This window comes from Pseudomonas sp. TUM22785, assembly GCF_028198105.1.
Classification (GTDB): Bacteria; Pseudomonadota; Gammaproteobacteria; order Pseudomonadales; family Pseudomonadaceae; genus Metapseudomonas; species Metapseudomonas solani.
The window spans coordinates 6,229,389-6,255,115 of record NZ_CP116239.1; the positions used below are offsets into that span (position 1 = coordinate 6,229,389).

The 25,727-nt window shown below is 66.8% G+C and carries 21 protein-coding genes; 8 read left to right on the top strand and 13 right to left on the bottom strand.

Features of this window, described 5'->3' with window-relative positions:
* The first annotated feature begins 26 nt into the window (after nucleotides 1-26).
* Both PI990_RS28365 and PI990_RS28370 read left to right on the top strand, forming a co-directional pair.
* The gene (locus tag PI990_RS28365) at nucleotides 27-923 is read left to right on the top strand and encodes a LysR substrate-binding domain-containing protein (RefSeq protein ID WP_021217195.1); all 897 of its coding nucleotides are present in this window, start codon (nucleotides 27-29) and stop codon (nucleotides 921-923) included.
* Nucleotides 924-1,043: 120 nt separating this feature from the next.
* Nucleotides 1,044-2,063 (top strand): DUF1338 domain-containing protein, encoded by a 1,020-nt coding sequence (locus PI990_RS28370; protein ID WP_271659166.1) that lies wholly within the window; start codon nucleotides 1,044-1,046, stop codon nucleotides 2,061-2,063.
* Nucleotides 2,064-2,865: 802 nt separating this feature from the next.
* Here the strand turns inward: PI990_RS28370 and azu are convergent.
* The gene (gene azu / locus PI990_RS28375; RefSeq protein WP_271659167.1) at nucleotides 2,866-3,315 is read right to left on the bottom strand and encodes an azurin; all 450 of its coding nucleotides are present in this window, start codon (nucleotides 3,313-3,315) and stop codon (nucleotides 2,866-2,868) included.
* 368 nt (nucleotides 3,316-3,683) lie between these two features.
* Between azu and PI990_RS28380 the strand changes: the two genes are divergently transcribed.
* From PI990_RS28380 to PI990_RS28395, 4 genes are all read left to right on the top strand, one after another.
* A complete protein-coding gene (locus tag PI990_RS28380; RefSeq protein WP_271659168.1) occupies nucleotides 3,684-4,271 on the top strand; it encodes a TIGR00730 family Rossman fold protein in 588 nt (195 codons plus the stop codon).
* A gap of 81 nt (nucleotides 4,272-4,352) precedes the next feature.
* A complete protein-coding gene (locus PI990_RS28385; protein ID WP_271659169.1) occupies nucleotides 4,353-4,799 on the top strand; it encodes a DUF3465 domain-containing protein in 447 nt (148 codons plus the stop codon).
* Nucleotides 4,800-4,809: 10 nt separating this feature from the next.
* Entirely contained in the window at nucleotides 4,810-5,184 is a 375-nt protein-coding gene (locus PI990_RS28390) for a thiol-disulfide oxidoreductase DCC family protein (protein WP_184490520.1), read from the top strand.
* A 2-nt stretch (nucleotides 5,185-5,186) separates the two neighbouring features.
* Complete coding sequence (locus PI990_RS28395) at nucleotides 5,187-5,639, top strand: acetyltransferase (protein WP_271659170.1); 453 nt, start codon at nucleotides 5,187-5,189, stop codon at nucleotides 5,637-5,639.
* A 216-nt stretch (nucleotides 5,640-5,855) separates the two neighbouring features.
* Here the strand turns inward: PI990_RS28395 and PI990_RS28400 are convergent, their stop codons facing one another.
* The 7 genes from PI990_RS28400 to PI990_RS28430 form a co-directional block, all read right to left on the bottom strand.
* Nucleotides 5,856-6,698 (bottom strand): mechanosensitive ion channel family protein, encoded by an 843-nt coding sequence (locus tag PI990_RS28400; RefSeq protein ID WP_184490522.1) that lies wholly within the window; start codon nucleotides 6,696-6,698, stop codon nucleotides 5,856-5,858.
* Nucleotides 6,699-7,044: 346 nt separating this feature from the next.
* Nucleotides 7,045-7,977: a transglutaminase family protein gene (locus tag PI990_RS28405; RefSeq protein WP_271659171.1), complete on the bottom strand. Its 933-nt coding sequence runs from the start codon at nucleotides 7,975-7,977 to the stop codon at nucleotides 7,045-7,047.
* A complete protein-coding gene (locus tag PI990_RS28410; RefSeq protein ID WP_271659172.1) occupies nucleotides 7,977-10,475 on the bottom strand; it encodes a circularly permuted type 2 ATP-grasp protein in 2,499 nt (832 codons plus the stop codon). The genes PI990_RS28405 and PI990_RS28410 overlap by 1 nt, the downstream gene beginning before the upstream one ends.
* Nucleotides 10,476-10,565: 90 nt before the next feature.
* A complete protein-coding gene (locus tag PI990_RS28415; RefSeq protein WP_271659173.1) occupies nucleotides 10,566-13,853 on the bottom strand; it encodes a transglutaminase family protein in 3,288 nt (1,095 codons plus the stop codon).
* Between the two features lie 313 nt (nucleotides 13,854-14,166).
* Complete coding sequence (locus PI990_RS28420) at nucleotides 14,167-15,285, bottom strand: SO2930 family diheme c-type cytochrome (protein WP_271659174.1); 1,119 nt, start codon at nucleotides 15,283-15,285, stop codon at nucleotides 14,167-14,169.
* On the bottom strand, nucleotides 15,282-16,523 hold the full coding sequence (locus tag PI990_RS28425; protein WP_043243563.1) for a parallel beta-helix domain-containing protein: 1,242 nt from the start codon (nucleotides 16,521-16,523) through the stop codon (nucleotides 15,282-15,284). Before PI990_RS28425 ends, PI990_RS28420 begins: the two co-directional genes overlap by 4 nt.
* A gap of 186 nt (nucleotides 16,524-16,709) precedes the next feature.
* Nucleotides 16,710-18,989 carry a YgiQ family radical SAM protein gene (locus PI990_RS28430; RefSeq protein WP_031288538.1) on the bottom strand — a complete coding sequence of 760 codons (2,280 nt, stop codon included), beginning with the start codon at nucleotides 18,987-18,989 and terminating at the stop codon, nucleotides 16,710-16,712.
* Nucleotides 18,990-19,194: 205 nt separating this feature from the next.
* On the opposite strand from PI990_RS28430, the gene PI990_RS28435 reads away from it, so the two are divergent.
* A complete protein-coding gene (locus tag PI990_RS28435; RefSeq protein WP_442969305.1) occupies nucleotides 19,195-21,105 on the top strand; it encodes a diguanylate cyclase domain-containing protein in 1,911 nt (636 codons plus the stop codon).
* A gap of 3 nt (nucleotides 21,106-21,108) precedes the next feature.
* On the opposite strand, the gene alr is transcribed toward PI990_RS28435, so the two are convergent.
* Nucleotides 21,109-22,185, bottom strand: coding sequence for an alanine racemase (gene alr, locus PI990_RS28440; RefSeq protein ID WP_271659175.1), 1,077 nt, complete (start codon nucleotides 22,183-22,185; stop codon nucleotides 21,109-21,111).
* A gap of 4 nt (nucleotides 22,186-22,189) precedes the next feature.
* Between alr and PI990_RS28445 the strand changes: the two genes are divergently transcribed.
* Complete coding sequence (locus PI990_RS28445) at nucleotides 22,190-22,441, top strand: hypothetical protein (RefSeq protein ID WP_271659176.1); 252 nt, start codon at nucleotides 22,190-22,192, stop codon at nucleotides 22,439-22,441.
* Between the two features lie 133 nt (nucleotides 22,442-22,574).
* Here PI990_RS28445 and dnaB read toward each other — a convergent pair whose 3' ends face one another.
* The 4 genes from dnaB to rpsR all read right to left on the bottom strand — a co-directional run bounded on the left by dnaB (nucleotide 22,575) and on the right by rpsR (nucleotide 25,715).
* Nucleotides 22,575-23,969, bottom strand: coding sequence for a replicative DNA helicase (gene dnaB, locus PI990_RS28450; RefSeq protein WP_043242456.1), 1,395 nt, complete (start codon nucleotides 23,967-23,969; stop codon nucleotides 22,575-22,577).
* Between the two features lie 139 nt (nucleotides 23,970-24,108).
* Nucleotides 24,109-24,555 carry a 50S ribosomal protein L9 gene (gene rplI / locus PI990_RS28455; RefSeq protein WP_021217373.1) on the bottom strand — a complete coding sequence of 149 codons (447 nt, stop codon included), beginning with the start codon at nucleotides 24,553-24,555 and terminating at the stop codon, nucleotides 24,109-24,111.
* Between the two features lie 19 nt (nucleotides 24,556-24,574).
* Nucleotides 24,575-25,450 carry a hypothetical protein gene (locus tag PI990_RS28460; RefSeq protein ID WP_021217372.1) on the bottom strand — a complete coding sequence of 292 codons (876 nt, stop codon included), beginning with the start codon at nucleotides 25,448-25,450 and terminating at the stop codon, nucleotides 24,575-24,577.
* Nucleotides 25,451-25,484: 34 nt separating this feature from the next.
* Nucleotides 25,485-25,715 (bottom strand): 30S ribosomal protein S18, encoded by a 231-nt coding sequence (rpsR, locus tag PI990_RS28465; protein WP_003452992.1) that lies wholly within the window; start codon nucleotides 25,713-25,715, stop codon nucleotides 25,485-25,487.
* Between the last annotated feature and the right edge of the window lie 12 nt (nucleotides 25,716-25,727).

Genomic DNA, 25,727 nt, shown 5'->3' on the forward strand with positions numbered 1-25,727 from the left:
TTGCTCATGAACCCGCGGACCCGAACATGCTCAAGCGCCACATGCCCTCCCTCACCGCCCTGCAGTGCTTCGAAGCCGTGGCGCGCCACCTCAGCTTCACACGCGCCTCCGAGGAACTGGCCCTGACCCAGAGCGCGGTCAGCAAGCAGGTGGCGCAGCTGGAGGAGATGCTCCAGCACCTGCTGTTCCGCCGTGTGCGCCGGCGCCTGCAACTGACCCCGGCGGGCTCGCTGTACCTCTCCGAGGTGCGCAAGATCCTCACCCAGGTGGAGATGTCCACCCACTACATGCTGTCCTACGGCGGCGAAACCGAGGTGCTGCGCGTGGCCACCCCGCCCACCTTCGGCGCGCGCTGGCTGATCCCCCGGCTCAAGGGCTGGCGCCTGCGCCACCCCAATATCCACCTGGACGTGCGCAACGAGCTGGAGCCGGATGCCCTGCTCCAGGGCCGCGCCGACGTGGCGCTGTTCTTCGGCCAGGGCGCGCTGCCGGGGGCGGAGTGCATCCGCCTGTTCAGCGAGGAAGTGGTACCGGTCTGCGCGCCGTCGGCCCTGCCCGCCGAGCCCTTCACCGACCCCGCCCAGCTCACCACCCTGGTGCTGCTGCAGAACGCCACCCGCCCGGAGGCCTGGCACGAGTGGTTCCAGAACCAGGGCCGGCACACCGAGCACAGCTACCACGGGCCGCGCTTCGACACCTCCTACATGTGCATCCGCGCGGCCCAGGCCGGCTGCGGCGTGGCGCTGCTGCCACGCTTCCTGGTGGAAGAGGAGCTGGACGAGGGCAAGCTGGTGATCCCCTGGGACCACGCCATGCCCAGCCGCAACGCCTATTACCTGGCCTACCCCGAGCACGCCGCCGAGGTGCCCAAGGTGCGCGACTTCGTGCGCTGGATGCTGGAGCAGCTGGATAACGAGGCCTAGGCAGCGCCAGCCGCTCATTCAGGAAAAAACGGAATGAACCCGCCGGATTTTTTCGTTTGCCCCGCGCCCGCCCGGCTGCTTGGATAGCAGGCCCGTACAGCCACCCCCGAGCCCGTGCCGATGAACACCCGTGAACGCCTCCTGCCCCTGGTCGCCCATGTGCTCGGCGAGCCCGCCGCCCGCTGGGTCGATGCCCATGTCGAGGTGCCCGCCGCCCTGGACGGTTTCGCGTTCGAGACGGGGCGCATCCATCGCGCCTGGCTGGCCGAGGCGCTCAACCTGTGCCTGTTCCACAAGCTGGTGGAGGCGGTGCCCATCGGCCGCACCTACGTCGAGGAACAACGGGCCGCCGGCCGCCAGGTGCTGTTCGACCACGGCGCCATCCGCACCGTGGACTGGCCCGACAACGGCGCCCTGCCCCGTGGCCGCCAGGCCTTCGTGCGCATCCTCGAGCCCCTGGGCTTCACCGATGTACGCACCTACCCGCTGACCCGCCTGAACATGACCGGCTACGCCTACCGGCAGATGGACCTGCCCGAGGACATCGCCCAGTTCTTCGTCTCCGAGCTGCACCCGGGACGCTTCAGCGAGGCCTTCCAGCTCGCGGTCAGCCGCGTGGTGGGCGCCAGCCGCGACCCGCTGCAACCCCGCCACCTGGCGACGCTCGATGAACTCTGGCGCACCCGCCACTGCAGCCGCGAGCAGGCCCTCGACCTGCTGCCGGCGCTGTTCGACGCCTTCGGCTGCCAACACGATGCGCCGCTGGAAAGCGACTACGAGCTGCTGCGCGAGGAAAGCGCCGAGATGGCCTGGATCGTCACCGAGGGCAACATGTTCAACCACCTGACCGACCGCGTCGCCGACCTGGAACAGGTGGTCGCCGGGCAGAATGCCAAGGGCCGGCCGATGAAGGCCAGCATCGAGGTCTCCAGCTCCGGCCGGGTGATGCAGACCGCCTACCGCGCGGTGCAGGTGGAGCGCGAATTCATCGACGCGACCGGCGCCACGGTGCAGCGCCAGGTGCCCGGTTCCTTCGTCGAATTCATCCAGCGCAAGGTCGACGAGGACAACGGCCGCATCGACCTCGCCTTCGACAGCAGCAACGCCCAGGGCATCTTCAAGATGACGGCGGGGGCCTAGCAGGGCCTCCCAGCCCACGCAGGGTGGAGTCGTTTTACCTCCAACCTGTGTGCGAATTCATTGGCTCTGTTAAGTGTTGCTAGAAGAGTTGAGCCCAGCTGATTGCCGAGTTCTGCTGATGCTTCTGGTTTCGCCCACCCGGGCGAGTCCCTTTTTTCAGTCGCCAAAAAAGGAACCAAAAACGCTTGCCCCTCCATACGGGTCTGGCTGAAGCCAGACTTCCCTCGCTCCATCATCGTTCCAGGGGCACGCCGCGAAGGGCCATCCCTGGCCCATCGCGGCTCTCGCGACATCCATGTCGCTCAACCCCTTCCACGACGATTCGCTCGGCCTCCTGGGAAGGGGCGTTTGGCGGCTGCTCCAACTTTCTTCGCCCAACGAATGACCATGTGGTGCGCGCGGGCTTTCGTAGGATGGGTAGAGCGGAGCGAAACCCATGCGGTGGAGGTAGCACAAACCCTCGGGCGTTCGGAAAGGGCCGTGCTTGAGCGCCGGCATTAAAACCACAACAGCTAACGGCCAATTCATTCGCGATGGAGTGCCCCACACTCGAAGAGCGTCATTGCGCGCATTCATCCAGGATCGGGCGCAGAAAGGAGCGGTGGGCTGAAGCCCACCCTACGCCCACCCCACCCTGCAAGGTGCTCGCCAGCGAGGAGTACATGAGACGAAGCTCCGCCCGGTGGATGAAAAAAGCGTCATCCCCCCTACCCAGCTACCACCCTTGTGCTGGCGTGAGCGGTTTTCGCCGGGCATGAAAAAGGCCGCTTCACGGAGCGGCCTCTTGTCTTCGCCTGTCGGGTCAGTCGACCAGGGCCAGGGTGCCCTTCATCATCGAGACGTGGCCGGGGAACGAGCAGAAGAACTCGTAGCTCTCGCCAGCAGCCAGCTTGGATACGTCGATGGTGGTGCTCGCGGTCTCGCCGCCACCGATCAGCTTGGTGTGAGCGATGATGCGGGCGTCGTCGGCCTTGATGTAGTCCTTGTCGACACCGGCGGTCATGCCTTCGGTAGCGATAGGCTGGGCATCAGCGGTCTTGCTCAGGACCCAGTTGTGGCCCATCACGTTCTTCGGCAGCTTGCCGACGTGCTTGAGGTTCACGGTGAAGGTCTTGCAGCTTTTGCTGACCTTGATTTCCTTCGTGTTGAAGGTCATCTGATCAGTGCCTTCCACGTCCACCGAACATTCAGCAGCCAGCAGAGGTGCACTGGCCAGGGCCAGCACGGATGCAACGACGAGCTTGCGAATCATTGGAGTCTCCTTGGCAGGTAGGGCCGGATCAGCCCAGAGGGGAGACTGCCTGAGTCGGCGCCGAGTTCCCATAACCTGCGTCAACAAACCGCAGGAATTCCATGCCCGGCGCAAGGTCTATCACGGCCATCGAGACAATCTAAGAGCGCCGGTTCCAGGCGGCGCGGAAAATGGCCGCACCCCAACCGAGGAGCGCCACCATGAACGTCCTGCAAAGCCTGCTCGCCGCCTATGCCGCCGGTGCCAGTGGCAACTGCGACGACTGATCGCCCCACTGCGCCCACTACCGTTCGGAAGCTGCGTCCACGCGCCGCTTCCGGGACGCCGCCCGAGCCGCTAATCTTGCCGACTTTTTTCGGGAGTCGACCATGACCTTGCGCTCCGTGTGCGTATTCTGCGGTGCCAGCCCCGGCGCCAACCCCATCTACCAACGTGCCGCCAGCGACCTCGGTCGTACCCTGGCCGAGCGCGGCCTGACCCTGGTCTACGGCGGCGGTGCCGTCGGCCTGATGGGCACCGTGGCCGATGCTGCACTGGCGGCTGGTGGCGAGGTGATCGGCATCATCCCGCAGAGCCTCAAGGAAGCCGAGATCGGCCACACGGGCCTGACCCGCCTGGAAGTGGTGGACGGCATGCACGCGCGCAAGGCTCGCATGGCCGAGCTGGCCGACGCCTTCATCGCCCTGCCCGGCGGCCTGGGCACCCTGGAAGAACTCTTCGAGATCTGGACCTGGGGCCAGCTCGGCTACCACAGCAAGCCCCTGGGCCTGCTGGAAGTGAACAGCTTCTACGGCAAGCTCACCGAGTTCCTCGACCACCTGGTGGAAGAGCGCTTCGTGCGTGACCAGCACCGCGGCATGCTGCAGGTCGGCGGCACCCCGGAAAGCCTGCTGGAACGCCTGGATGCCTGGCGCCCCACCGTGGCGCCGAAGTGGGTCGACCGCAAAACCCACTGACCCCTCTGGACAGCCCGGACGGCCTTGCCCCAGCATGCCGCCTGGGCTGACCCGGCCCGCCGAACGGACGTGGCCCGCCCCATGAAGAAGCTCTTCATCGCCCTGCTTGTGGGCCTTGCGCTCTATGGCGTGCAACAGCGCCATCCCGGCCTGCTCCAGGGCCTCACCGGCGCCCCCGCCACCACCGCATCCAGCACCAGCGCCCAGCTGCGCCAGGCCTACGAGGATCGCCGCAGCGACCTGCAGGTCGAAGGCCGCGCCGTGGTCACCCGCGTGCTGCGCGACGACCTCAAGGGCAGTCGCCACCAACGCTTCCTGATGCGCACCGACGACGGCCTGAGCCTGCTGGTGGCGCACAACATCGACCTGGCGCCGCGCGTCGAGGGCCTGCGCGAAGGCGACGAGATCGAGTTCGCCGGCGAATACGAATGGAACGACAAGGGCGGGGTGATCCACTGGACCCACCACGACCCGCGCGGCCGCCACCCGGGTGGCTGGCTGAAGCACAACGGCAGGACCTATCGATAGGGAGCGGGTGATGAGCGAGGAAGAAGCACGCATCAAGGTCTACTACAACAGCGCCTGCCCGGTGTGCCGGGCGGGCATCGACGGGCAGAAGGACAAGACCACCGCCTGCCAGGTGGAGTGGGCTGACGTGCACGCCGACAACCAGGCGGTGGAGGAAATAGGCGAGGAGCTGGAGTACGTCCGCGAGCGCCTGCACCTGGTGGACGAGCAGGGCGTGAAACGTATGGGCGTGGACGCCTTCATCGTGCTCTGGCGCCACTCCCCCAGGGAGCGCTGGAAGGCCCGCCTGCTGTCCCTGCCGCTGATCCACGGGCTGGCACAGCTGGGCTACAAGGCCTTCGCCCGCCTGCTCTATCTCTGGAACCGCTCGAAGCGGCATTGGTGAACATGAAGCACCTCGAACAGATCGAACAGATCGACGACAGCGACCGCCAGCGCCTGGTGGAGGTCTGGGAGGCTGCCGTGCGCGCCACCCACCACTTTCTCGTCGAGGACGACATCCAGTTCTTCAAACCCCTGGTGCGCGACGCCTACCTGGACTCGGTGAAACTGGCCTGCAGCCGCGACGCCGACGGGCGTATCCAGGGCTTCATCGGCACCGCCGGTGGCACGGTGGAGATGCTCTTCGTCGACCCGGCGCAGCACGGCAAGGGCATCGGCCGCGCCCTGCTGCTCCACGCCATCGACCACAAAGGTGCGACGACGGTGGACGTGAACGAGCAGAACCCGCAGGCGGTGGGCTTCTACCTGCGCATGGGCTTCGAAGTGGCCAGCCGCTCGGAGCTGGATGGCTCGGGCAAGCCGTTTCCCATCCTGCATCTGCGCTTGAAAGGGTCGTAGCGTCGGGAGCAGCAGCGTTTCGTAGGTTGGCGCCGAGCACAGCGAGGCACCAACGGTGCAGAGTTCAGGCCCGCCAGACGCTCCTGGGCTGAAGCCCGGGCTACGCGGCTGCGTTCGTCGCGAACGGAGCCCGGCGGGAGCACCGCTGGTGGATGAAAAGAGCGTCATCCCCCCTACAAAAGCGAGACTCCGCGCCGATCACTTCACTCGCCCGGCCTAGCCCTGCTGCACGATCACCGTCTGCGCCGGCATGGGTGCGGGGAAGTCGGCGCCGAGGGCGTCCTTGATGGTGCGGTTGGTGTCGAAGTACACCTGCCAGTAGTGGTCGTTGTGGCAGTAGGGGCGCACCGCCAGCACCGGGCCCACCAGGTTGAATTCGAGGATTTCCACCTCCACCGGCGGCTCGGCCAGCACGTTGGCGATGGCCGCCACCCGCGCCTTGAGCAAGGCCACGGCCGCTGCATGGTCCGCCGCGCCGGAGAGCTGCGCCTTGAGGTCGACGCGGCGGTAGGCGTTGTGGGTGAAGTTCTGGATGTTGTCGGTGAAGATCTTGTTGTTGCCCACCAGGGTCATCACGTTGTCCGGCGTGTTGATGGCGGTGGCGAACAGGCCGATCTCCTTCACCGTGCCGGTGACACCGCCGGCGCTGATGAAGTCGCCGACCTTGAACGGCCGCAGCACGATGATGAAACCGCCCGCCGCGAGGTTGGCCAGCAGCCCCGACCAGGCCATGCCGATGGCCAGGCCGACCGCCGCGATCAGTGCCGCCAGGCTGGTGGTCTGCACGCCGAAGTAGCCGAGGATGCCCACCACCAGCAGGATGTTCAGGGTCACGGTGATGAAGGAACCGACGTAGCGCAGCACCGTGGGGTCGACCCGCTGGCGCTCCAGGGACTTCTGCACCAGGCCCACCGCGAAGCCGATCAGCCAGCGCCCCAGCACCCAGAAGAGGATGGCGACGATGATCTTCACGCCGAAGCTGGTGGCGTATTGCATGACGGTGCTCATGAAGGCGCTGACCTTCTCGGTCCCGACCGTCACTATCGTTGTTTCGTCCATGGCGAGCGCTCCGTGGCAGGTGGCTCGTTTGACGCTAGCAACGCCCGGCCCAAGCGCAACGGCAGACACGCAAAATACCCCGCCCCCGTTGCCGCCAGCGGGCCGGGTGTTTCAGCGTTGAGACAGACGTGGGCGCCGGAGCGCCCCTAGGGTTTGTAAAAAAGTCGTCGAGCGACGGTCAGGCGAGGCGCAACGACCAACGGGAGTAACAGCCGGAGGCTGGCCCGAAGGGCGCGCGCCAGTGTGTAAAAAAGGGTGAGGAAGCGCAGTTTACGAGCTGTAAATGAGCATTCCGAACCCGTTTTTAACGAAGCATCACCGAGCGCAGGCACTTTCCTTACAGAGCCTAGATGGCCACTTCCCAGAGCGGCATCACCGTCACCCGCACTTCTGGGTCATGACTGCCGCCGCCGAGGATCACCCCACGCAAGGGGGATACATCGGAGAAGTCGCGGCCCCAGCCCAGGGTGATGTGCTCGAGGTCGGGAAGGATGTTGTTGGTGGGGTCGAAATCCACCCAGCCGTTGCGCGGGCAGTACACCGACACCCAGGCGTGGGAGGCGTCAGCACCGATCAGCCGGGGTTGGCCGGGGGGCGGCTGGGTCAGCAGGTAGCCGCTGACGTAGCGGGCGGCCAGGCCCTTGGAGCGCAGGCAGGCGAGCATCAGGTGGGCGAAGTCCTGGCACACGCCGCGACGGCGCTCCAGCACCTCGGTCAGCGGGGTCGCCACCTGGGTGGCCTCGGCGTCGAAGTCGAAGCCGGTGAAGATCTTCTCCATCAGCGCGGCGGCGCAGAGCAGCAGCGGCCGGCCGAGGGGGAAGCAGTCCTCGGCGAAGTCGGCGAACTGGCGCTTGATGCGCACATAGGGTGATTCCACCCGGTAGCGGCAGGCCTCCAGCACCTCGGCACCCAGGGGGCGCCCGGTGAAGGTCTGGCCGGCCAGGGCCAGCTCCCAGGGGGGCGAGCTGTCCAGGGCGTGGGGGCCGCGGGGCAGCACTTCCACCAGCAGCCGCGCGTTGACCTGCAGTTCGTCATGGGGCCGTTCGAAGGCCAGGCGGCACAGGGGGTTGCCGAACACGTCCAGCCCATCGCTGCGGGAAGACGGCGTCGGGTTGATCTCCAGGTCTTGCCCGCTGCACAGCTGCCAGGGGCACTCGCGGGGCCACAGGTGCACCAGTTGCTGGGCCAGCGACACCGGCGCGGCATAGCGGTAGTGGGTGTCGTGGAACACCTGGTAGCGCGCGCCCTGGGGGGCGAGGGAGGCGGCTCGGGATTGCATCACGCGGACACCGTTTGCTGGCTGACGTCGTCGACATGGGCAAAATAGCGCAAAGCGAGGCGATCCGAGACCTGGCCGACCATCTGGCCGATGTCGCCCAGCAGTTGCGCCAGCCCTTCCAGCACCTCGTCGAGGCTGTCGCTGCCGAACAAGGGGTTTTCCAGGGTGCCCAGGTCGAAGGCCAGCAGGCGCCCGATCAGGCCGCTGAGCATCAGTTCCTGGGGTGCACCGAACTCCTCGTGCAGGCGGCCCAGGGAACGCTCCAGGGCCTGCAGCTGGAAGCGCAGGGCGTGGGGGTTCTGCTCGTGCAGCAGGAGCAGGTCGAGCACCGGGATCAGCTGCGGCGAGGCCAGGTAGCGCGAACGGTAGGTGATGGTGCTGTTGCCCAGTTCCAGCAGCCACTCCAGGGCACCCGGGTCCCAGGCGGCGCCGCCGCGCAGGAAGCCGGCGATGCTGTCGGCGAAGAAGCGCACGCGCTCGATGCGCCGACCGATCATCAGGAAACGCCAGCCGTCGTCACGGGTCATGTCGTCGAGGGCGAAGCCGGAGAGTGCGGCCAGGGACATCAGCAGGCGGCTGAGGAAGTCCAGGGCGTCGCCCAGGTCCATGCACGCCGGGTCGAGGCCCTGCACCTCCTGCTGCAGCTCCAGCACCGCGTGCCAGTTCTCCCGCGACAGGCGCCCGCGCACCTGGGCTGCGGCCCAGTGCAGGCGGCGCAGGTTGCTGCGCAGGCTGAGGGGCCAGTCGTCATCGAGCAGGGCGTTGAGCAGGCGCCGGTCCAGGGGCTCGTCACCGGCCGGCAGCTGGCCCAGGACCTCGGCCAGCTCCAGGGCGGCCTGCCGGGCCTGTTCGTCGCCATCGGCATCGACATAGCGTGAGAGCACCACGCGCAGCAGCCGCGCGGCATCGTCGCAACGCTCGGTGTAGCGGCCGAACCAGAACAGGTTTTCCACCACCCGCGACGGCAGGTAGGGGTCCTGGCGGATCAGGTCGCGCACGCCAAGGGTGCGCGGCCGCAGGGGTTCGCCGGTCACCGGGCGATCGGCCAGCACCCAGGTGTCCTTGCTGGCACCGCCGCGCTGCATGGAGACCACTTCGGCATTGGCCTCGGAGGCGACCCGGGTCAGCCCGCCGGGCATCACCCAGTAGCCGCCATCGGCGGTGGCCACGGCGAACACGCGCATGCCGATGGCCCGCGAATGCAGGGCACCGCGCTCGCCCTCGGCCTGCCACACCGGCGCCTGGGAGAGCTGCGCCTGGCGCTGGGCGACGTAGGCATGGGGGCGCGCCTGCAGGCGTTTGCGCAGGGCGTCCTGGGCGTGGGGTGGCAGGTTGTGGCCGAACACCGGTTCGAAGCTCTGCGAGGGGAAAGCCGGCTTGATCACCAGGTGATCCAGGCCGTCGAGGGTTTCCTGCAGCACGCCGGGGGTGCCACACCAGCGGGTGCCGACGGTGGGCAGCAGCAGCTCTTCGCCGAACAGGCGGCGGTTGACGGCGGGCAGGAAGCCCAGCAGGCCGGGGGACTCCAGCACGCCGCTGCCCAGGGCGTTGGCCACCAGCACGCGGCCACGGCGCACGGCATCCAGCAGGCCGGGCACGCCGAGGGTGGAGTCGGTGCGCAACTCCAGGGGGTCACAGAAGTCGTCGTCCAGGCGCCGTAGCACGGCATGCACGCGCTTCAGGCCGCCCAGGGTCTTGAGGTAGAGGGTGGCGTCGCGCACCGTCAGGTCGTGGCCCTCCACCAGCGGGAAGCCCAGCTGGCGCGCCAGGTAGAGGTGCTCGAAATAGGTTTCGTTGAAGCGCCCGGGGGTGAGCAGCACCACCAGGGGCGTTTCGCCGTCGCTGGGGGCCTGGCGGATCAGGGTTTCCTGCAGGGCACGGAAATAGCCGGCCAGGTATTGCACGCGCAGGTCACGGTAGAGCTCCGGGAAGGCACGGGAAACGATCTGCCGGTTCTCCAGCACATAGCCGGCACCGGAGGGTGCCTGGGTGCGATCGGCCAGCACGTGCCAGTGGCCGTCGGCGTCACGGGCCAGGTCCACCGCGTAGCTGTGCAGGTAGGTGCCGTTTATGGCCTGGATGCCCTGGCAGGGCCAGAGGAAGCTGGTGTGGCCGAACACCAGCTCACTGGGCAGCAGGCCTTCGGCGATGAGCTTCTGTTCGCCATAGACATCCGCCAGCACGGCGTTGAGCAGGCGCGCGCGCTGGGCCACGCCCTGGGCGATGGGCTGCCACTCCTCGGCGGAAAGCAGGTTGGGCAGCAGGTCCAGCTCCCAGGGGCGGTCGGTGCCCTTGGGATCGGCGTAGACGTTGTAGGTGACGCCGTTTTCCTGGATCTGCCGCGCCAGCAGCTCCTGGCGCTGGCGCAGCTGGGCGGCGCTGCTGCGCTGCAGTTGGCGGTACAGGCGCTGCCAGTGCGGGCGCACGTCGCCGTTGGCGTCGAGCAGCTCGTGGTAGGCCGTGGCGGTCAGGGGGTAGTGGGCAAGCAGGTCGGACATCTGGTACTCGCGAATGGATGCGCCCGTTCTCAACTGTGGACCAAGGTACCGCCGACAACTGGCCGGATGCCAGCTGCGGCGGTGCCCAGCTTAATGGCGGCGCAGGTCCAGGGTCATTGGCAGCTCGTCGTCCCTTTGCGGCGGCTCCACCTGGAGCTTGCCGGGGCTGTGGCCGAGGCGGAAGAAGCGCGCCAGGCGACGGCTTTCCGCTTCATAGGCGTTGACCGGGAAGCTGTCGTAGTTGCGCCCGCCGGGGTGGGCGACGTGGTACTGGCAGCCGCCGAGGGAGCGTTGCATCCAGGTGTCCACCAGGTCGAACACCAGGGGCGCGTGCACGCCGATGGTGGGTTGCAGGCAGGAGGCCGGCTGCCAGGCGCGGTAGCGCACGCCGCCGATGAACTCGCCGACCCGGCCGGTGGACTGCAGGGGCACCGCCTCGCCGTTGCAGGTGAGCACGTAGCGGTCCGGCGCCAGGCCGGAGAGCTTGAGCTGCACCCGCTCCAGGGACGAATCCACGTAGCGCACGGTGCCGCCGGCGGCGCCCTCCTCGCCCAGCACGTGCCAGGGCTCCAGGGCCTGGCGCAGCTCCAGGTCGATGCCCTTGACCATGAAGTCGCCGTACTTGGGGAAGCGGAATTCGAAGTGCGGCGCGAACCACTCGCCACGCACCGGGTAGCCGGCCTGGTTGAGCTCGTGCACCACGTCGTCGAAATCCTGCTGGACGAAGTGCGGGAGGAGGAAGCGGTCGTGCAGTTCGGTGCCCCAGCGCGCCAGTTTCGGCGGTGCGTAGGGCTCCTCCCAGAAGCGCGCCACCAGGCCGCGCAACAGCAGTTGCTGGGCCAGGCTCATGCGCGCGTGGGGCGGCATCTCGAAGGCGCGCAGCTCCAGCAGGCCGAGGCGGCCGGAGGCGCTGTCGGGCGAGTAGAGCTTGTCGATGCAGAACTCGGCACGGTGGGTGTTGCCGCTGACGTCCACCAGCAGGTTGCGCAGCAGGCGGTCCACCAGCCAGGGCGGGCATTCGGCGCCCGGCTCGGGCATCTGCGCGAAGGCCACTTCCAGCTCGTAGAGGGCGTCGTTGCGCGCCTCGTCCACCCGCGGTGCCTGGGAGGTGGGGCCGATGAACAGGCCGGAGAACAGGTAGGACAGCGAGGGGTGGTTGTGCCAGTAGCTGATCAGGCTGCGCAGCAGGTCGGGCCGGCGCAGGAAGGGCGAGTCGCCCGGGGTGGCGCCACCGAGGACGAAGTGGTTGCCGCCGCCGGTGCCGACGTGGCGACCATCCACCATGAATTTCTCGCTGGCCAGGCGCGTCTGCCGCGCGGCCTCGTAGAGGAATTCGGTGCGTTCCACCAGTTCGTCCCAGTTGCCGGACGGGTGGATGTTCACTTCGATCACGCCCGGGTCGGGGGTGACGCGGAAGGTGTTCAGGCGCGGGTCGCCGGGGGGCTCGTAGCCTTCCAGCAGCACCGGGCATTCCAGCTCGCGAGCGGTGGCTTCGATGGCGGCCACCAGCTCCAGCCAGTTGTCGAGCTCCGCCAGGGGCGGCATGAAGAGGTACAGGCGCCCGTCGCGGGGTTCGGCGCAGATCGCGGTGCGGGTAACATCAGCCGCCGACTGATACAGCTCCGGTGCGCGCGCGGGCTCGCCCTTGCCCGGGGCAGCACGGCGCGGCTGGGTACGGATCTCGGCGGCACGGCGCAGCGGCGGGAAGGCCTGGCCGGGGTCGGCGGCGTGGATATAGGGGTAATCGGCCTCGCTGACCCAGGGTTGCGAGTCCAGCGGCAGGCGGTAGCCCATGGCCGAGTCGCCGGGGAGCAGGCGGCAGTGTTCGTCGCGCAGGAACCAGGACCCGGTCTGCCAGCCGTCGTCTTCGCTGTTGCGGCCCAGGGGCAGCACCTGGCCAACGATTTCGCCGAGGCCCTGCTCGAAGACCTTGCGCAGGCGTTCGCGCTCCAGCGGGTCAGCCAGGCGCGGGTCTTCCGGGGTGACGTTGGCCGGCAGCCGGCGCTCGCGCCAGAGGTAGTAGTACCAGTCTTCGTAGGCCGGGAAGATGCCGTCGTCGGCAAGCCCCAGGCGCTCGGCCAGTTGGGCGAGGAAGCGCCCGGCCAGCTCGGCGCTGGCGTCGTAGCTGCGGGTCTCGTCGGCAAACAGCGCCGGGTCGTTCCAGATCGGTTCGCCGTCACGGCGCCAGAAGCAGTTCAGCGACCAGCGCGGCAACTGCTCGCCCGGGTACCACTTGCCCTGGCCGAAATGCACCAGGCCGTTGGGGGCGTATTGCCCGCGCAGGCGGTGGAACAGCTCGGCGGCCAGGCGTCGCTTGTTGGGGCCGAGGGCGGCGGTGTTCCACTCCGGGTCATCGGGGTGGTCGATGGAGACGAAGGTGGGCTCGCCGCCCATGGTCAGGCGCACGTCGCGGGCCAGCAGGTCGCGGTCGATGCGCCGGCCGAGGTCGAGGATCGCCGCCCACTGCTCGTCGCTGTAGGGCCGGGTGACCCGGGGCGCTTCCCAGACGCGCTCGACGCGCATCTCGTGGGAGAACTCGCACTCGCATTCATCCACCGCACCGCTGATGGGCGCCGCCGATGACGGTTCGGGGCTGCAGGCCAGCGGCACGTGGCCTTCGCCGGCGAACAGACCGGACGTGGGGTCGAGGCCGATCCAGCCGGCACCGGGCAGGTAGACCTCGCACCAGGCGTGCAGGTCGGTAAAGTCCACCTCGGTGCCGCTGGGACCGTCGAGGGCCTTCTGGTCGGCGGTGAGCTGGATCAGGTAGCCGGAAACGAAGCGTGCGGCCAGGCCGATGTGGCGCAGCAGCTGCACCAGCAGCCAGGCGGAATCACGGCAGGAGCCGGAGCCCAGCTCCAGGCTCTGCTCGGGCGTCTGCACGCCGGGTTCCATGCGGATGAGGTAGCGGATGTCGCGGGAGACGCGCTGGTTGAGCGCCACCAGGAAGTCGACGCTGGCACGCGGCGTGAGGTCGACAGCGGCGAGGTATTTGGCGAACAGCGGCGTGGCCGGCTGGCGGCTGAGGTAGGGCGCCAGCTCGCGCTGCTCGTCGGCGGTGTAGACGAAGGGCGCCTGCTCGGCATAGGGCTCGAGGAAGAAGTCGAAGGGGTTGAACACCGCCATTTCGACCACCAGGTCCACCTCGACCTTGAGTTCGCGGGTCTTCTCCGGGAACACCAGGCGCGCCAGGTAGTTGCCTTGCGGGTCCTGCTGCCAGTTGATGAAGTGCTTGCCCGGCTCGACCTTCAGCGAGTAGCCGAGGACGCGCGTGCGGCTGTGGGGCGCCGGGCGCAAGCGGACGATCTGCGGGCCGAGGGCGACCTCGCGGTCGTAGCGATAGTGGGTGACGTGGTGCAGTGCGACGTGGATCGACACGGCGTGCCTCCTGCGAGCCTGAGCGATGGCCTTGCTGCGCAAGTCTCATGCCAGCGCGCAAGGTGCTGTTTTGTCGATGGGTGCGCCCCGCGCCGGCACTGGAACGGGGCTCGGGCCGCACTGCTTCGAACGGCGTGCACGAAAATGGTTCGTGTCGCGTGCCGACGACCATGAAGTGCGGGTGAGCATAGACAGGGAAGATGACGGGGATGGTGCCCTGTGGGAGCGAATTCATTCGCGATCAGCGCCGTGCACGCCCATCGCGGTTGAAACCGCTCCCACAGAGGCCCCGGCGCCCCCAAACCGCCTGCCGCTAGCTGCGGCAGGCACCGGGCAGGCCGGCGATCCAGCGCTCCAGCAGGTCGAGGCCTTCGCGGTGGACGGCGGAGCGGCCGAGCTCGGGCATCATCACGCTGGGGTCGGTGCTTTCGACGCGGTAGGTGAGGACCGACTCCTCGGGCTTGCCCGGGTGGATGTCCACCAGGCGGTCGCCGGAGCCCTTGCCGGCGGCCACGGGCTGCTTGCAAAGGCCGTAGTTGATGCCCATCTGCGCGGCGGCGTCGAGGAACAGGCCGGAAGTGCGTGCCGGGCCCTTGGGGTTGTGGCAGTGGCCGCAGTTGGCGTCGAGGTAGCTGCGCGCCTGCAGCTCCAGGCTTTCACCGTCACGGGGCTGGCCGAACAGGGCGTTGCGCGGGATGCCGGCCGCCTCGGGCAGGCCCGTGAGGAAGCCGCGCTTCTGCCAATGGGCGAGCTGGTTGTCGAGGCCATCGGCGTAGGCCAGGTCCTTGTTCAGGTGCCGCGCCTTGGGGCCGAGGGGGCGCACGCCTTCGCCATGGCGCTCTTCATGGCAGCCGGCGCACTGGTTGGCGTCGGGCACCTGGTAGTCGACGGCGAGTCGCTGGCCCTTCTCGTCCAGCAGTTCCAGGTCGAAGCTGGCACCGGCCCATTCCAGGGTGGCTTCCTTCTGCGCTTCGTCCCAGACGTAGGGCAGCGCCATCCAGCCGTCCCTCTGCCGCAGCAGGATGCGCGTTTCCACCAGGCGCACACGGTCCAGGGCCAGGCCTTCACGGGGGTCGCGGTCGTCCTGGCCGTTCTTCAGCAGGCGGCCCTGTTCGTCGCGGGGGTAGTAGAAGGTCTTGGTCAGCACGGTGCCGACGGGGTAGTCGAAGTGGTCCTCGCCGTATTGCGCCGCCTGCCCTTCGGGCATCCACAGGGTGCGCATCTTGTGCGCGTAGTCGGTGAACAGCGGGGTGTTGAGGTCATAGGGCAGCACGGCGGCCACCGGCTGCAGGTGGCCGTCGGCCAGGCGCAGCATGCCCCACTCGCTGAGTTTCTCGGGGTAGGCGTCACCTTCGGGCATGAACCGCGGCTCCGGCTGCCGGCCGCAAGCGGCCAGCAGCAGGAGGGCGATCAACAGCAGGCCTCGCTTCATGCGCCGGGCGCCTCCTTGGCCGAGCCGAGGACGATTTCCGGCAGCGCCGGCAGCTTGCAGCGGTGGTCGGTCATGTCGGTGGTGATGTTCTTGTAGCCGTTGGGGCCGTCGACGTTGATCAGCGTGGCTTCGCCGTTGTCGACGCAGATGCCCTGATCCGCCGGGAGCTTGCCGTCCACCAGCTTGGCCGGGTTGACGTAGCCGTCCCAGAGGATGTCGGGCAGGCGCCCGCTAAGGCCGAACTTGGCCACCTTGAGGGCCTTGAGCTCGAGGTTGTCCGGGCTGTCGCCGCCGGGGCCGAAGCGGTTGCCGTGGATGGCGATGCGCTCGGGATAGGGGTCGAAGTTCTCCGAGGTGGAGAGGTTGGTGTAGCCGGTGCTGAAGTAGCTGCTGACGATGATGTTGGCGGTGCGGTGGCCGCTAATGTCGTTGTCGAAGATTTCCACATCGTCGTTGGAGTTGATCACCACGCCGGAGCCGGCCGGCACGCTGGCCACCGGGGTGCCCTTGTGGCCGAAGTTGTCGTGGCCGTTGTCCTTGACCTGGTTGCGGTAGACGCGGGTGCCGTGCCCCGGTTGCTGCAGGTTGGGCATGTTGAATACGAGGATGCCGCCGGTGTTGCCGGTGGCGAGGTTGTCGTAGACGTCGGCGCCGATGGTGTTCTCGATCTCGATGCCGGCGACGTTGCGCTCGGCGCGGCTGTTGCGCACCACGACGTTGCGCGACTGGCCGACGTAGATGCCGGCGTCGGAGGCGCCGATGGCCACGGCGCCTTCGATCAGGGTGTTTTCGGTCTGCACCGGGTAGATGCCGTAGGCGCCGTTCTCGGTGGCCGGGCCGTTGGTCCATTCGGTGCGCACGTTGCGGATGACGATGTTCTTGCCACCCACCACCTTGAGCGCGTCGCCCTTGGTGTCTTCCAGGGCGAGGTCTTCGATGGTGAAGTCGGAGGCGTCCACCAGCAGCCCTTCGGCTCCGGCCTTCTGGCCCTTGAAGTTGAGGATGGTCTTGTCCATCCCGGCGCCCTTGATGGTGACGCCGCTGGCCTTGAGGCTGAGGCTGCGGTCGAGCTGGTAGGTGCCGGCGGGTATTTCGATGACGGTGCCCGGCTTGGCCTTGATCAGCTTGGCCTGCAGTTCTTTCTGGAAATCCACGTGGGTGGTGGGCGTCTTGTCCTGCTCGCCGCAGCCGGCCAGCAGTACCGACAGTGCGAGAAGGGAAAGGGAGGCGATACGCATGGCGGGCTCCGTCGTTGTTTTTATGAGATTGGAACTATAGTGCCAAGAACATTTTGTAACTAGTCCCTTCAGCGAAGCCTATTTCGCAGAGAACGGCGGGCGACTGGCATCGCCCCCGCACCCCGTGGACAGTGACCGGAAATGAAAACGCCAGCTCGGGGCTGGCGTTTTCGCAGGGCAGGTCGATCAGCGCGGTACGGCGGGGCGCTTGCCGGGCTTCTTGCCGCCCTTGCCGGCGCCGCCCTTCTCCGCCTGGCGACGGGCCTGGGCCGCGGCCTTGGCTTCCTCGCGCTTGTCCCAGGGCTTGCTGCCATCGCTGGCGCGGGGCGGCAGGCCGGTGTGCTGGGTGAGCATGGCCTTGCCGACCTTCTTGCTGCCGGCCGGGGTGGAGTTCTTGCGGCGGGCGCTCTGGTAGCTGTCGGTTTCCGGCTGGTAGGACGGGATCAGCTGGTGCTTGCCGTTGCCGATGAGGTCGGCGCGGCCCATGCGCTCCAGCGCGGCACGCAGCATCGGCCAGCCCTTGGGATCGTGGTAGCGCAGGAAGGCCTTGTGCAGGCGGCGCTGCTCCTCGCTCTTGACGATGGTCACGCCGTCGCTCTTGTAGGTGACCTTGCGCAGGGGGTTCTTGCCCGAGTGGTACATGGCGGTGGCGCTGGCCATGGGCGAGGGGTAGAAAGCCTGCACCTGGTCGGCGCGGAAGCCATTGCCCTTGAGCCACAGGGCGAGGTTCATCATGTCTTCGTCGGTGGTGCCCGGGTGCGCGGCGATGAAGTAGGGGATCAGGTACTGCTCTTTCCCGGCCTCCTTGGAGTACTTCTCGAACATGCGCTTGAAGCGGTCATAGCTGCCGATACCCGGTTTCATCATCTGGTTGAGCGGACCTTCCTCGGTGTGTTCCGGGGCGATCTTCAGGTAGCCACCGACGTGGTGGGTGACCAGCTCCTTGACGTATTCCGGCGACTCGACGGCGAGGTCATAGCGCAGGCCCGAGGCGATGAGGATCTTCTTCACCCCCGGCAGCGCGCGGGCGCTGCGGTACAGCTGGATCAGCGAGGAGTGATCGGTGTTCAGGTTCGGGCAGATGCCGGGGAACACGCAGGACGGCTTGCGGCACGCGGATTCGATTTCCGGGCTCTTGCAGGCGATGCGGTACATGTTGGCGGTGGGGCCACCGAGGTCGGAAATGACGCCGGTGAAGCCGGGCACCTTGTCACGGATCTCTTCGATCTCGCGGATGATCGATTCTTCCGAGCGGTTCTGGATGATGCGGCCTTCGTGCTCGGTGATGGAGCAGAAAGTGCAGCCGCCGAAGCAGCCACGCATGATGTTCACCGAGAAACGGATCATCTCGTAGGCGGGGATCTTTTCCTTGCCATAGGCCGGGTGCGGCACCCGGGCGTAGGGCATGCCGAACACGTAGTCCATTTCCTCGGTGGTCATGGGGATGGGCGGCGGGTTGAACCACACGTCCGTCTCGCCATGACGCTGCACCAGCGCACGGGCGTTGCCCGGGTTGGTTTCCAGGTGCAGCACGCGGTTGGCGTGGGCGTAGAGCACCGGGTCGTTGCGCACCTTCTCGAAGGACGGCAGGCGGATCACGGTCTTTTCGCGGGTCATGCGCGGGCTGGCCAGCAGCTGCACGACCTTGGGTTCGTTCGGGTCTTCGACCGGGGCCTTTTCCTGCTCGATGGCGCAGGCTTCGGTGTCCTGGGTGTTGACGTAGGGGTTGATGATCTTGTCGACCTTGCCCGGGCGATCGATGCGCGTGGAGTCGACCTCGTACCAGCCCTCGGGCGTATCACGGCGGATGAACGCGGTGCCGCGGATGTCGGTGATCGAGTCGATCTTCTCGCCGTAGGCCATGCGCTGGGCGATTTCCACCACGGCGCGCTCGGCGTTGCCGTAGAGCAGGATGTCGGCGCAGGCGTCGATCAGGATCGAGTGGCGGACCTTGTCCTGCCAGTAGTCGTAGTGCGCGATGCGGCGCAGCGAGGCCTCGATGCCACCGAGCACGATGGGCACGTGGGTGTAGGCCTCCTTGCAGCGCTGGCTGTACACCAGGCTGGCGCGGTCCGGGCGCTTGCCCGCCAGGCCGCCGGGGGTGTAGGCGTCGTCGGAGCGGATCTTCTTGTCGGCGGTGTAGCGGTTGATCATCGAGTCCATGTTGCCGGCGGCGACGCCGAAGAACAGGTTGGGCTCGCCGAGCTTCATGAAGTCGTCTTTCGAGCGCCAGTCGGGCTGGGCGATGATGCCGACGCGGAAGCCCTGGGCCTCCAGCAGGCGGCCGATGATCGCCATGCCGAACGAAGGATGATCGACGTAGGCATCACCGGTGACGATGATGATGTCGCAGGAATCCCAGCCAAGTTGGTCCATCTCCGCCCGGCTCATTGGCAGGAAAGGTGCAGGACCGAAACACTCGGCCCAGTACTTCTGATAGTCGAACAGCGGCTTGGCGGCTTGCATGGCAGGGACCGTCGGATCTCAGGTGAAAAAGCGGGCGCGAAATATAGCACAAAAAATGAACAAGTCCGACTTCCCCACTGGGTTTTACACAGCCTTTTGCACCAGGCGACATATAGCTGTCATCACTCTGATACCTAATGGCTATACTCCTGCCGATAACAATACCGCCCGCCCCTCCAGAGGTTACGGGCACAAGGAGCGTGCGGTGCTTCGCTTAATCCATCTATCAGTGTTTCTGCTGGGCATCCTTGGCCTCTGCGGCCAGACCAGTGCGGCCCCTTTCCTGTTGCAGGCCGATAGCAGCGGCACGCCCCTGAATACCCATATAGAGCTGCTGGAAGACCCCAGCGGCAGCCTCGGCATCGCCGACATGGCCGATCCGGCGGTGCAGTCGCGCTTCGTTCCCGCAGACGGCCGCGCCTCTGTGGGGCAGAGCCGCAGCGCCTGGTGGGTGAAAGTGCAACTGGCCCGCGCCGCCGATGCGCCCGCCCAGTGGTGGCTGGAGAACTCCGGCATCACCGTGTTCCGCGTGCGCCTGTACCTGCCCGACGGCCAGGGCGGCTGGACCGAGCGCGAGACCAGCGAGAGCGTGCCCTTCGCCGAGGGCCGTGATTTCGACTACCGGCGCATGGTGTTCCGCCTGCCGGACCTCGGCACAGAGCCCCTGACCTTCTACTTCCGCAGCTACGACCCGGCCGGCAACTCCTTTCCGCTCAAGGCCTGGCAGCTGGATGACCTGCAGGACCTGCGCGCCACCGAGGACATGGGCTTCGGCCTGATCTACGGGGTGATCCTGGCGCTGTTCCTCTACAACCTGTTCATACTCGTGGCCCTGCGCGACAAGGCCTACCTCTGGTACGTGCTGGCCACCGGCTGCGCGCTGGTGTTCATCCTCAGCATGACCGGCCATGGCTTCCAGTATTTCTGGGGCGGCTCGCCGGTGCCCTTCTGGCTCGACCGCATCAGCCTGCCCTCGCTCTGGGGCATCTTCGTCATGCGCTTCACCCAGGAGCTGCTGTACACCCGGCGCGGCCTGGTCTGGGCCGACCGCGCCTTCAACGTCAGCTGCGTGCTCTACGCCATCGCCATCCTCATCAACGCCTTCGGCTACCGCGCCGAGGGCGCCCTGTTGATCGCCATCACGCCCATTGTCACCGTGCCCACCGCGCTGGTGAGCGCCGGTGTGCGCTGGTACCAGGGCTTCATTCCGGCGCGCTTCTACCTGGTCGGCTACGGCACCGTGCTGGTCAGCACCGCAGTGCTGGTGATGCGCGCGGCGGGGATCATCCAGCCCACCAACTTCACCGCCTACATGTTCCCCATCGCCGTGGCGGCGGAGTCGATCCTGTTCTCCTTCGCCCTCGCCTACCGCATCCAGATGCTCAAGCAGGAGAAAGCCGCCGCACTGGAGCAGGTGGACCGCGAGAAGACCGCGCGCCTGGCGCAGATGCAGGCCAGCGCCGACGAGCTGCAGGCCGCCGTGGCCAACCGCACCGCCGAGCTGGCGGCCGCCAACCTGCGCCTGTGCGAGCGCGAGCAGGAGCTGGAGCACGCGGCCTTCCATGACGCCCTGACCGACCTGCCCAACCGCCGCTACCTGATCGAACGCGCCGAGACCGCCCTGGCCAACGCCGGCCGTCGTGGCGAGACGGTGGCGCTGATGCTGATCGACCTGGACCACTTCAAGCCGATCAACGACAAGTACGGGCACGACGCCGGCGACGCGATGCTGCGTACCATCGGCCAGCGCCTGCGCGAGCATGTACGCGGCGGCGACAGCGTGGCGCGCCTGGGCGGCGACGAATTCGCGGTGCTGATCTGCGGGCCGGATTCCGAGCCCCATGCCCGGGAGATCGCCGAGCGGCTGCTGGCTGAACTGGCGGAGCCAGTGCTCTACGGCACCCAGCGCCTGACGGTGACCATCAGCATAGGCGTGGCGCTCTACCCGCAACATGCGCGGCAGTTCGCCGGCCTCTACAAGACCGCCGACCAGGCGATGTACAAGGTCAAGGAGAAGGGCCGCTCGGGCTTCGCGATCTTCGGCGCCGACGGCGAGCTGTCCAGCGAGGCACGCCTGGAGCTGGACGTGCTCAAGGTGCCGAGCGGGCTGGTCTGAGCCTTAGCTCAGGTAGCGCCGCGGCACCCGCGCGGTGACCTTCGTGAGCAGCTCGTAGCCGATGGTGCCGCAGGCTGCCGCCAGCTCGTCCACCGGCAACTGCTTGCCCCACAGCTCCACGGCATCGCCTTCGACGGCTTCCGGCAGGTCGCTGAGGTCCACCGCGAGCATGTCCATCGACACCCTCCCCGCCAGGGGCACGCGCTGCCCGCGAATCACCACCGGCGTGCCGCTGGGGGCATTGCGCGGGTAGCCGTCGGCATAACCGCAGCTGACGATGCCGATGCGCGAAGGGCGCTCGGCGACCCAGGTGGCGCCATAGCCGACACTTTCCCCAACCGCGACATCACGCACGGCGATCAGCTCGGCGGTCAGGCTCATGGCCGGCTTGAGCCCCAGCTCGCGCGCGGTGAGGTCGGCGAACGGCGTGGCGCCGTAGAGCATGATGCCGGGGCGCACCCAGTCCATGTGCGCGGCGGGAATGGTGAGGATGGCGGCGGAGTTGGCCAGGCTGCGCTGGTCGAAATCCAGGTCCAGCAGGCCGAGGAAACACTCCACCTGCTGCTCGGTGAGTACGTGGCCGCGCTCGTCGGCGCAGGCGAAGTGGCTGATCAGGTTGAGTTCGGCGACCTTGCTGGCGCCACGCAGGAGCCCGTGCCACTCGCGCAGGGCCTCGGCATCGAAACCGAGGCGGTGCATGCCGGAATCCAGCTTCAGCCAGACATTCAGCGGGCGGCTGGTCTCGGCAGCCAGCAGGGCCTCGGCCTGGCGTTCGCCCTGCACCACCACATCCAGTCCCAGCTGGGCGGCGATCAGGTACTCGCGGGGCTCGAAGCAGCCCTCCAACAGCAGGATGCGCGCGCGGTCGTCCATGGCACGGACCTCCGCCGCCTCCTCCAGGCAGGCCACTGCGTAGCCATCGGCGACGTCGTGCAGCACGCTGACCACCTCACGCACGCCGTGCCCATAGGCATTGGCCTTGACCACCGCAAACACCTGGCGCTCCGGCGCACAGCGCTTGGCGACGGCATGGTTGTGGCGGATGGCGGAAAGGTCGACAGCGGCGATCAGCGGGCGCATGGGCATGGCTCAGGAACGAAAACGGGTGTCCATGATAACTGCACGGCGCCTATCTTCATTGATCCATGGCGGGATTGAAGCTGGAAGCTGGAAGCTGGAAGCTGGAAGCTGGAAGCTGGAAGCTGGAAGCTGGAAGCTGGAAGCTGGAAGCTGGAAGCTGGAAGCTGGAAGCTGGAAGCTGGAAGCTGGAAGAGCCTGGGGGATCGGCGGATATAGTCAACGCCTGGGCTTATTTATTTCCGCACCCCGCACGTAGCCCGGGCTTCAGCCCGGGACAGCGCCGCATCAAAGCTTGGGGAACAAGTAAGTTAAGCCTGACCACGATGTAACCGGTGGGCTGAAGCCCACCCTACGCGCGCGCATCCAGCTTCAGGCTTCAGGCTCAAGCCTTATTCATCTTCGAAGTTGTAGCTGCCCGGCGCGAGGTTTTCGAAGCGCGAGTATTTGCCGAGGAAGGCCAGGCGCGCGGTGCCGAGGGGGCCGTTACGCTGCTTGCCGATGATGATCTCGGCCACGCCCTTGTACTCGGTCTCCGGGTGGTAGACCTCGTCGCGGTAGACGAAGAGGATGATGTCGGCGTCCTGCTCGATGGCCCCGGATTCGCGAAGGTCGGAGTTGATCGGGCGTTTGTTCGGGCGCTGTTCCAGGCCCCGGTTGAGCTGCGACAGGGCGATGACCGGGCAGTTGAATTCCTTGGCCAGGCCCTTGAGCGAGCGGGATATCTCGGAGATCTCGTTCACCCGGCTGTCGCCACTGGAGCCGGGGATCTGCATCAGCTGCAGGTAGTCGACCATGATCAGGCCGATCTCGCCGTGTTCGCGGGCCAGGCGGCGGGTGCGCGCGCGCATCTCCGACGGCGAGATGCCGGCGGTGTCGTCGATGAACAGCTTGCGGTCGTTGAGCAGGTTGACCGCGGAGGTGAGGCGCGGCCAGTCGTCGTCGTCCAGGCGGCCGGCGCGGACCTTGGTCTGGTCGATGCGCCCGAGGGACGCGAGCATACGGATGACGATGGATTCGGAGGGCATTTCCAGCGAGTAGACGAGGATCGACTTGTCGCTGCGCATCAGCGCGTTCTCCACCAGGTTCATGGCGAAGGTGGTCTTACCCATGGAGGGACGGCCGGCGACGATGATCATGTCGGCCGGCTGCAGGCCGCTGGTGAGGCTGTCCAGTTCGTCGAAGCCGGTGGACAGGCCGGTGATGGCATCGCCGTTGTTGAACAGCTCGTCGATGCGGTCGATGGCCTTGACCAGGATGTCGTTGATGCCCACCGGGCCGCCGGTCTTAGGGCGCGCCTCGGCGATCTGGAAGATCAGCCGCTCGGCTTCGTCGAGAATCTCTTCGCCCGTGCGCCCCTGCGGTGCGTAGGCGCTGTCGGCGATCTCGGTGCTGATGCCGATCAGCTGGCGCAGGGTGGCGCGCTCGCGAATGATCTGCGCATAGGCCTTGATGTTGGCCACCGAGGGGGTGTTCTTCGCCAGTTCGCCCAGGTAGGCGAGGCCACCGACCTGGGGCAGCTGCCCTTCCTTGTCCAGCTGCTCGGACAGGGTCACCACGTCGAAGGGCGCGTTGCGCTCGGCGAGCTTGAAGATGGCGCGGAAGATCAGGCGGTGGTCATGGCGATAGAAGTCGCTATCGGAGACCTGGTCGAGTACCCGCTCCCATGCGTTGTTGTCGAGCATCAGGCCCCCCAGCACTGCCTGCTCGGCCTCAATGGAGTGCGGCGGCACCTTGAGGGCGGAGGTTTCCAGGTCGAACTGTTCGGGAAGGCTGATTTCGTTCATGGGCTCGGGAATGCATGCGGTAGAAAGACAACGGGCACGTCACCGCTCTCGCAATGACGTGCCCGATTGTTAGCGTGCTCGCACCTGAGTGCAAGCATGCTCCGCCTGGACGGCGCGAACGCCGACCAGGCGCGCTGACTTAGGCAGCGATGACGATCAGCTTGACGGTCGCTTCAACGTCGGTGTGCAGGTGCACAGCTACGTCGTACTCGCCAACCTGACGGATGGTGCCGTTCGGCAGACGAACTTCGGCTTTGGCAACCTCAACGCCGGAGGCGGTCAGGGCGTCAGCGATGTCGTGGGTACCGATGGAACCGAACAGCTTGCCTTCGTCACCGGCGGTGGCAGTGATGGTCACTTCCAGCTCAGCCAGTTGGGCAGCGCGAGTTTCAGCCGAAGCTTTCTTCTCGGCAGCCAGTTTTTCCAGCTCAGCGCGGCGAGCTTCGAACGCAGCAACGTTCTCGGCGGTAGCGCGGGTGGCCTTGCCTTGCGGCAGCAGGTAGTTACGACCGTAACCAGCCTTGACGTTCACCTTGTCGCCCAGGTTGCCCAGGTTGGCGATTTTTTCGAGCAGAATGATTTCCATTTGGGAATCCTCTTAACTATTAACCTTCACCGTTCGCGGGACCGGCGCCGTTCTTACGTGCCAGGCGTCCGCGAAAATCAAACAGGCTGTCGATCACAGCCAAAAGACAGATCAAGTTCCCGATCAGCAGCACGGCCAGGTACAGCACTATCAGCCAGCCACCCGACAGGCGCTTCAGGGCGATGAGCCCGTGCCCGAGGGCAGCACCTGCGAACAACAGCGGCACGCTGCACAGCGGCCCAAGCAACGCGGCTCGTGCATCCAGCGCCGGGATCAGAATGCATCCCAGCAGCAGGGCCACGGCAACCGCGGGCCTCAGGCGCAGACTCCGGAATTCACGACCGAAGCCGCCCGGGTTGTACAACGCCGCTTGCCAATAGCGCGCCAGCACCAGGCAAAGGAGGCAGGTGGCCTGCAGCGAAGACGCCATGACCCCGGTAAGGGTCGGCACCATCGCAGCCTGCAACCTGTCGAGTTCCTCACCCGACAGCTGGGCATCGCCGCGGACCTGGGCCAGCACCTTGGTGACCTCGGTCGCCAGCACCCCGATCATCTCGGAGTAGGCGTTGCCGAGCACCAGTGCGAACACCAGGCCCAATGCCACGCTGCCAATCAGCACATGGCTCCAGGACTCGCTGACACGCAGAATCTGCGCCAGCGTCAGGGTCCCGAGCAGGGCCAGAAGGATGCTCGGATCACCCAGGTACCACCAGCACGCAGCCGGCAGTACCGCCCAGGCCAGGATGCCGAAGGCATCACTGAAGCCCCGCCGCAGCAGCACCAGGCTACCTGCGGAGGCACTCAGCCAGAACAACAACGGAACCAGTGCAGCGCCAGCCACGGCCAGCGTTGCCTGCATACGGCCTCGCATGGTGAATTCAGCCAGTGCGCGCATGCGATCTATCCTTTGAAGCGTCGACTACCCGGTCTCAACGGCCGTGGCTGTCGGTGTAGGGCAGCAGGGCCAGGTAGCGGGCGCGCTTGATAGCGGTAGCCAGCTGACGCTGATACTTGGCTTTGGTACCGGTGATACGGCTAGGAACGATCTTGCCGGTTTCGGAGATGTACGCCTTCAGGGTGTTGAGATCCTTGAAGTCGATCTCTTTCACGCCTTCAGCGGTGAAACGGCAGAACTTACGACGACGGAAGAAACGTGCCATGAACTTGGCTCC

Bases quoted from the DNA above. Each gene is read 5' to 3' on its own strand.
- PI990_RS28365 (WP_021217195.1), top strand. From the start codon at position 27: ATGCTCAAGCGCCACATGCCCTCCCTCACCGCCCTGCAGTGCTTCGAA.
- PI990_RS28370 (WP_271659166.1), top strand. From the start codon at position 1,044: ATGAACACCCGTGAACGCCTCCTGCCCCTGGTCGCCCATGTGCTCGGC.
- azu (WP_271659167.1), bottom strand. From the start codon at position 3,315: ATGATTCGCAAGCTCGTCGTTGCATCCGTGCTGGCCCTGGCCAGTGCA.
- PI990_RS28380 (WP_271659168.1), top strand. From the start codon at position 3,684: ATGACCTTGCGCTCCGTGTGCGTATTCTGCGGTGCCAGCCCCGGCGCC.
- PI990_RS28385 (WP_271659169.1), top strand. From the start codon at position 4,353: ATGAAGAAGCTCTTCATCGCCCTGCTTGTGGGCCTTGCGCTCTATGGC.
- PI990_RS28390 (WP_184490520.1), top strand. From the start codon at position 4,810: ATGAGCGAGGAAGAAGCACGCATCAAGGTCTACTACAACAGCGCCTGC.
- PI990_RS28395 (WP_271659170.1), top strand. From the start codon at position 5,187: ATGAAGCACCTCGAACAGATCGAACAGATCGACGACAGCGACCGCCAG.
- PI990_RS28400 (WP_184490522.1), bottom strand. From the start codon at position 6,698: ATGGACGAAACAACGATAGTGACGGTCGGGACCGAGAAGGTCAGCGCC.
- PI990_RS28405 (WP_271659171.1), bottom strand. From the start codon at position 7,977: ATGCAATCCCGAGCCGCCTCCCTCGCCCCCCAGGGCGCGCGCTACCAG.
- PI990_RS28410 (WP_271659172.1), bottom strand. From the start codon at position 10,475: ATGTCCGACCTGCTTGCCCACTACCCCCTGACCGCCACGGCCTACCAC.
- PI990_RS28420 (WP_271659174.1), bottom strand. From the start codon at position 15,285: ATGAAGCGAGGCCTGCTGTTGATCGCCCTCCTGCTGCTGGCCGCTTGC.
- PI990_RS28425 (WP_043243563.1), bottom strand. From the start codon at position 16,523: ATGCGTATCGCCTCCCTTTCCCTTCTCGCACTGTCGGTACTGCTGGCC.
- PI990_RS28430 (WP_031288538.1), bottom strand. From the start codon at position 18,989: ATGCAAGCCGCCAAGCCGCTGTTCGACTATCAGAAGTACTGGGCCGAG.
- alr (WP_271659175.1), bottom strand. From the start codon at position 22,185: ATGCGCCCGCTGATCGCCGCTGTCGACCTTTCCGCCATCCGCCACAAC.
- PI990_RS28445 (WP_271659176.1), top strand. From the start codon at position 22,190: ATGGCTCAGGAACGAAAACGGGTGTCCATGATAACTGCACGGCGCCTA.
- dnaB (WP_043242456.1), bottom strand. From the start codon at position 23,969: ATGAACGAAATCAGCCTTCCCGAACAGTTCGACCTGGAAACCTCCGCC.
- rplI (WP_021217373.1), bottom strand. From the start codon at position 24,555: ATGGAAATCATTCTGCTCGAAAAAATCGCCAACCTGGGCAACCTGGGC.
- PI990_RS28460 (WP_021217372.1), bottom strand. From the start codon at position 25,450: ATGCGCGCACTGGCTGAATTCACCATGCGAGGCCGTATGCAGGCAACG.
- rpsR (WP_003452992.1), bottom strand. From the start codon at position 25,715: ATGGCACGTTTCTTCCGTCGTCGTAAGTTCTGCCGTTTCACCGCTGAA.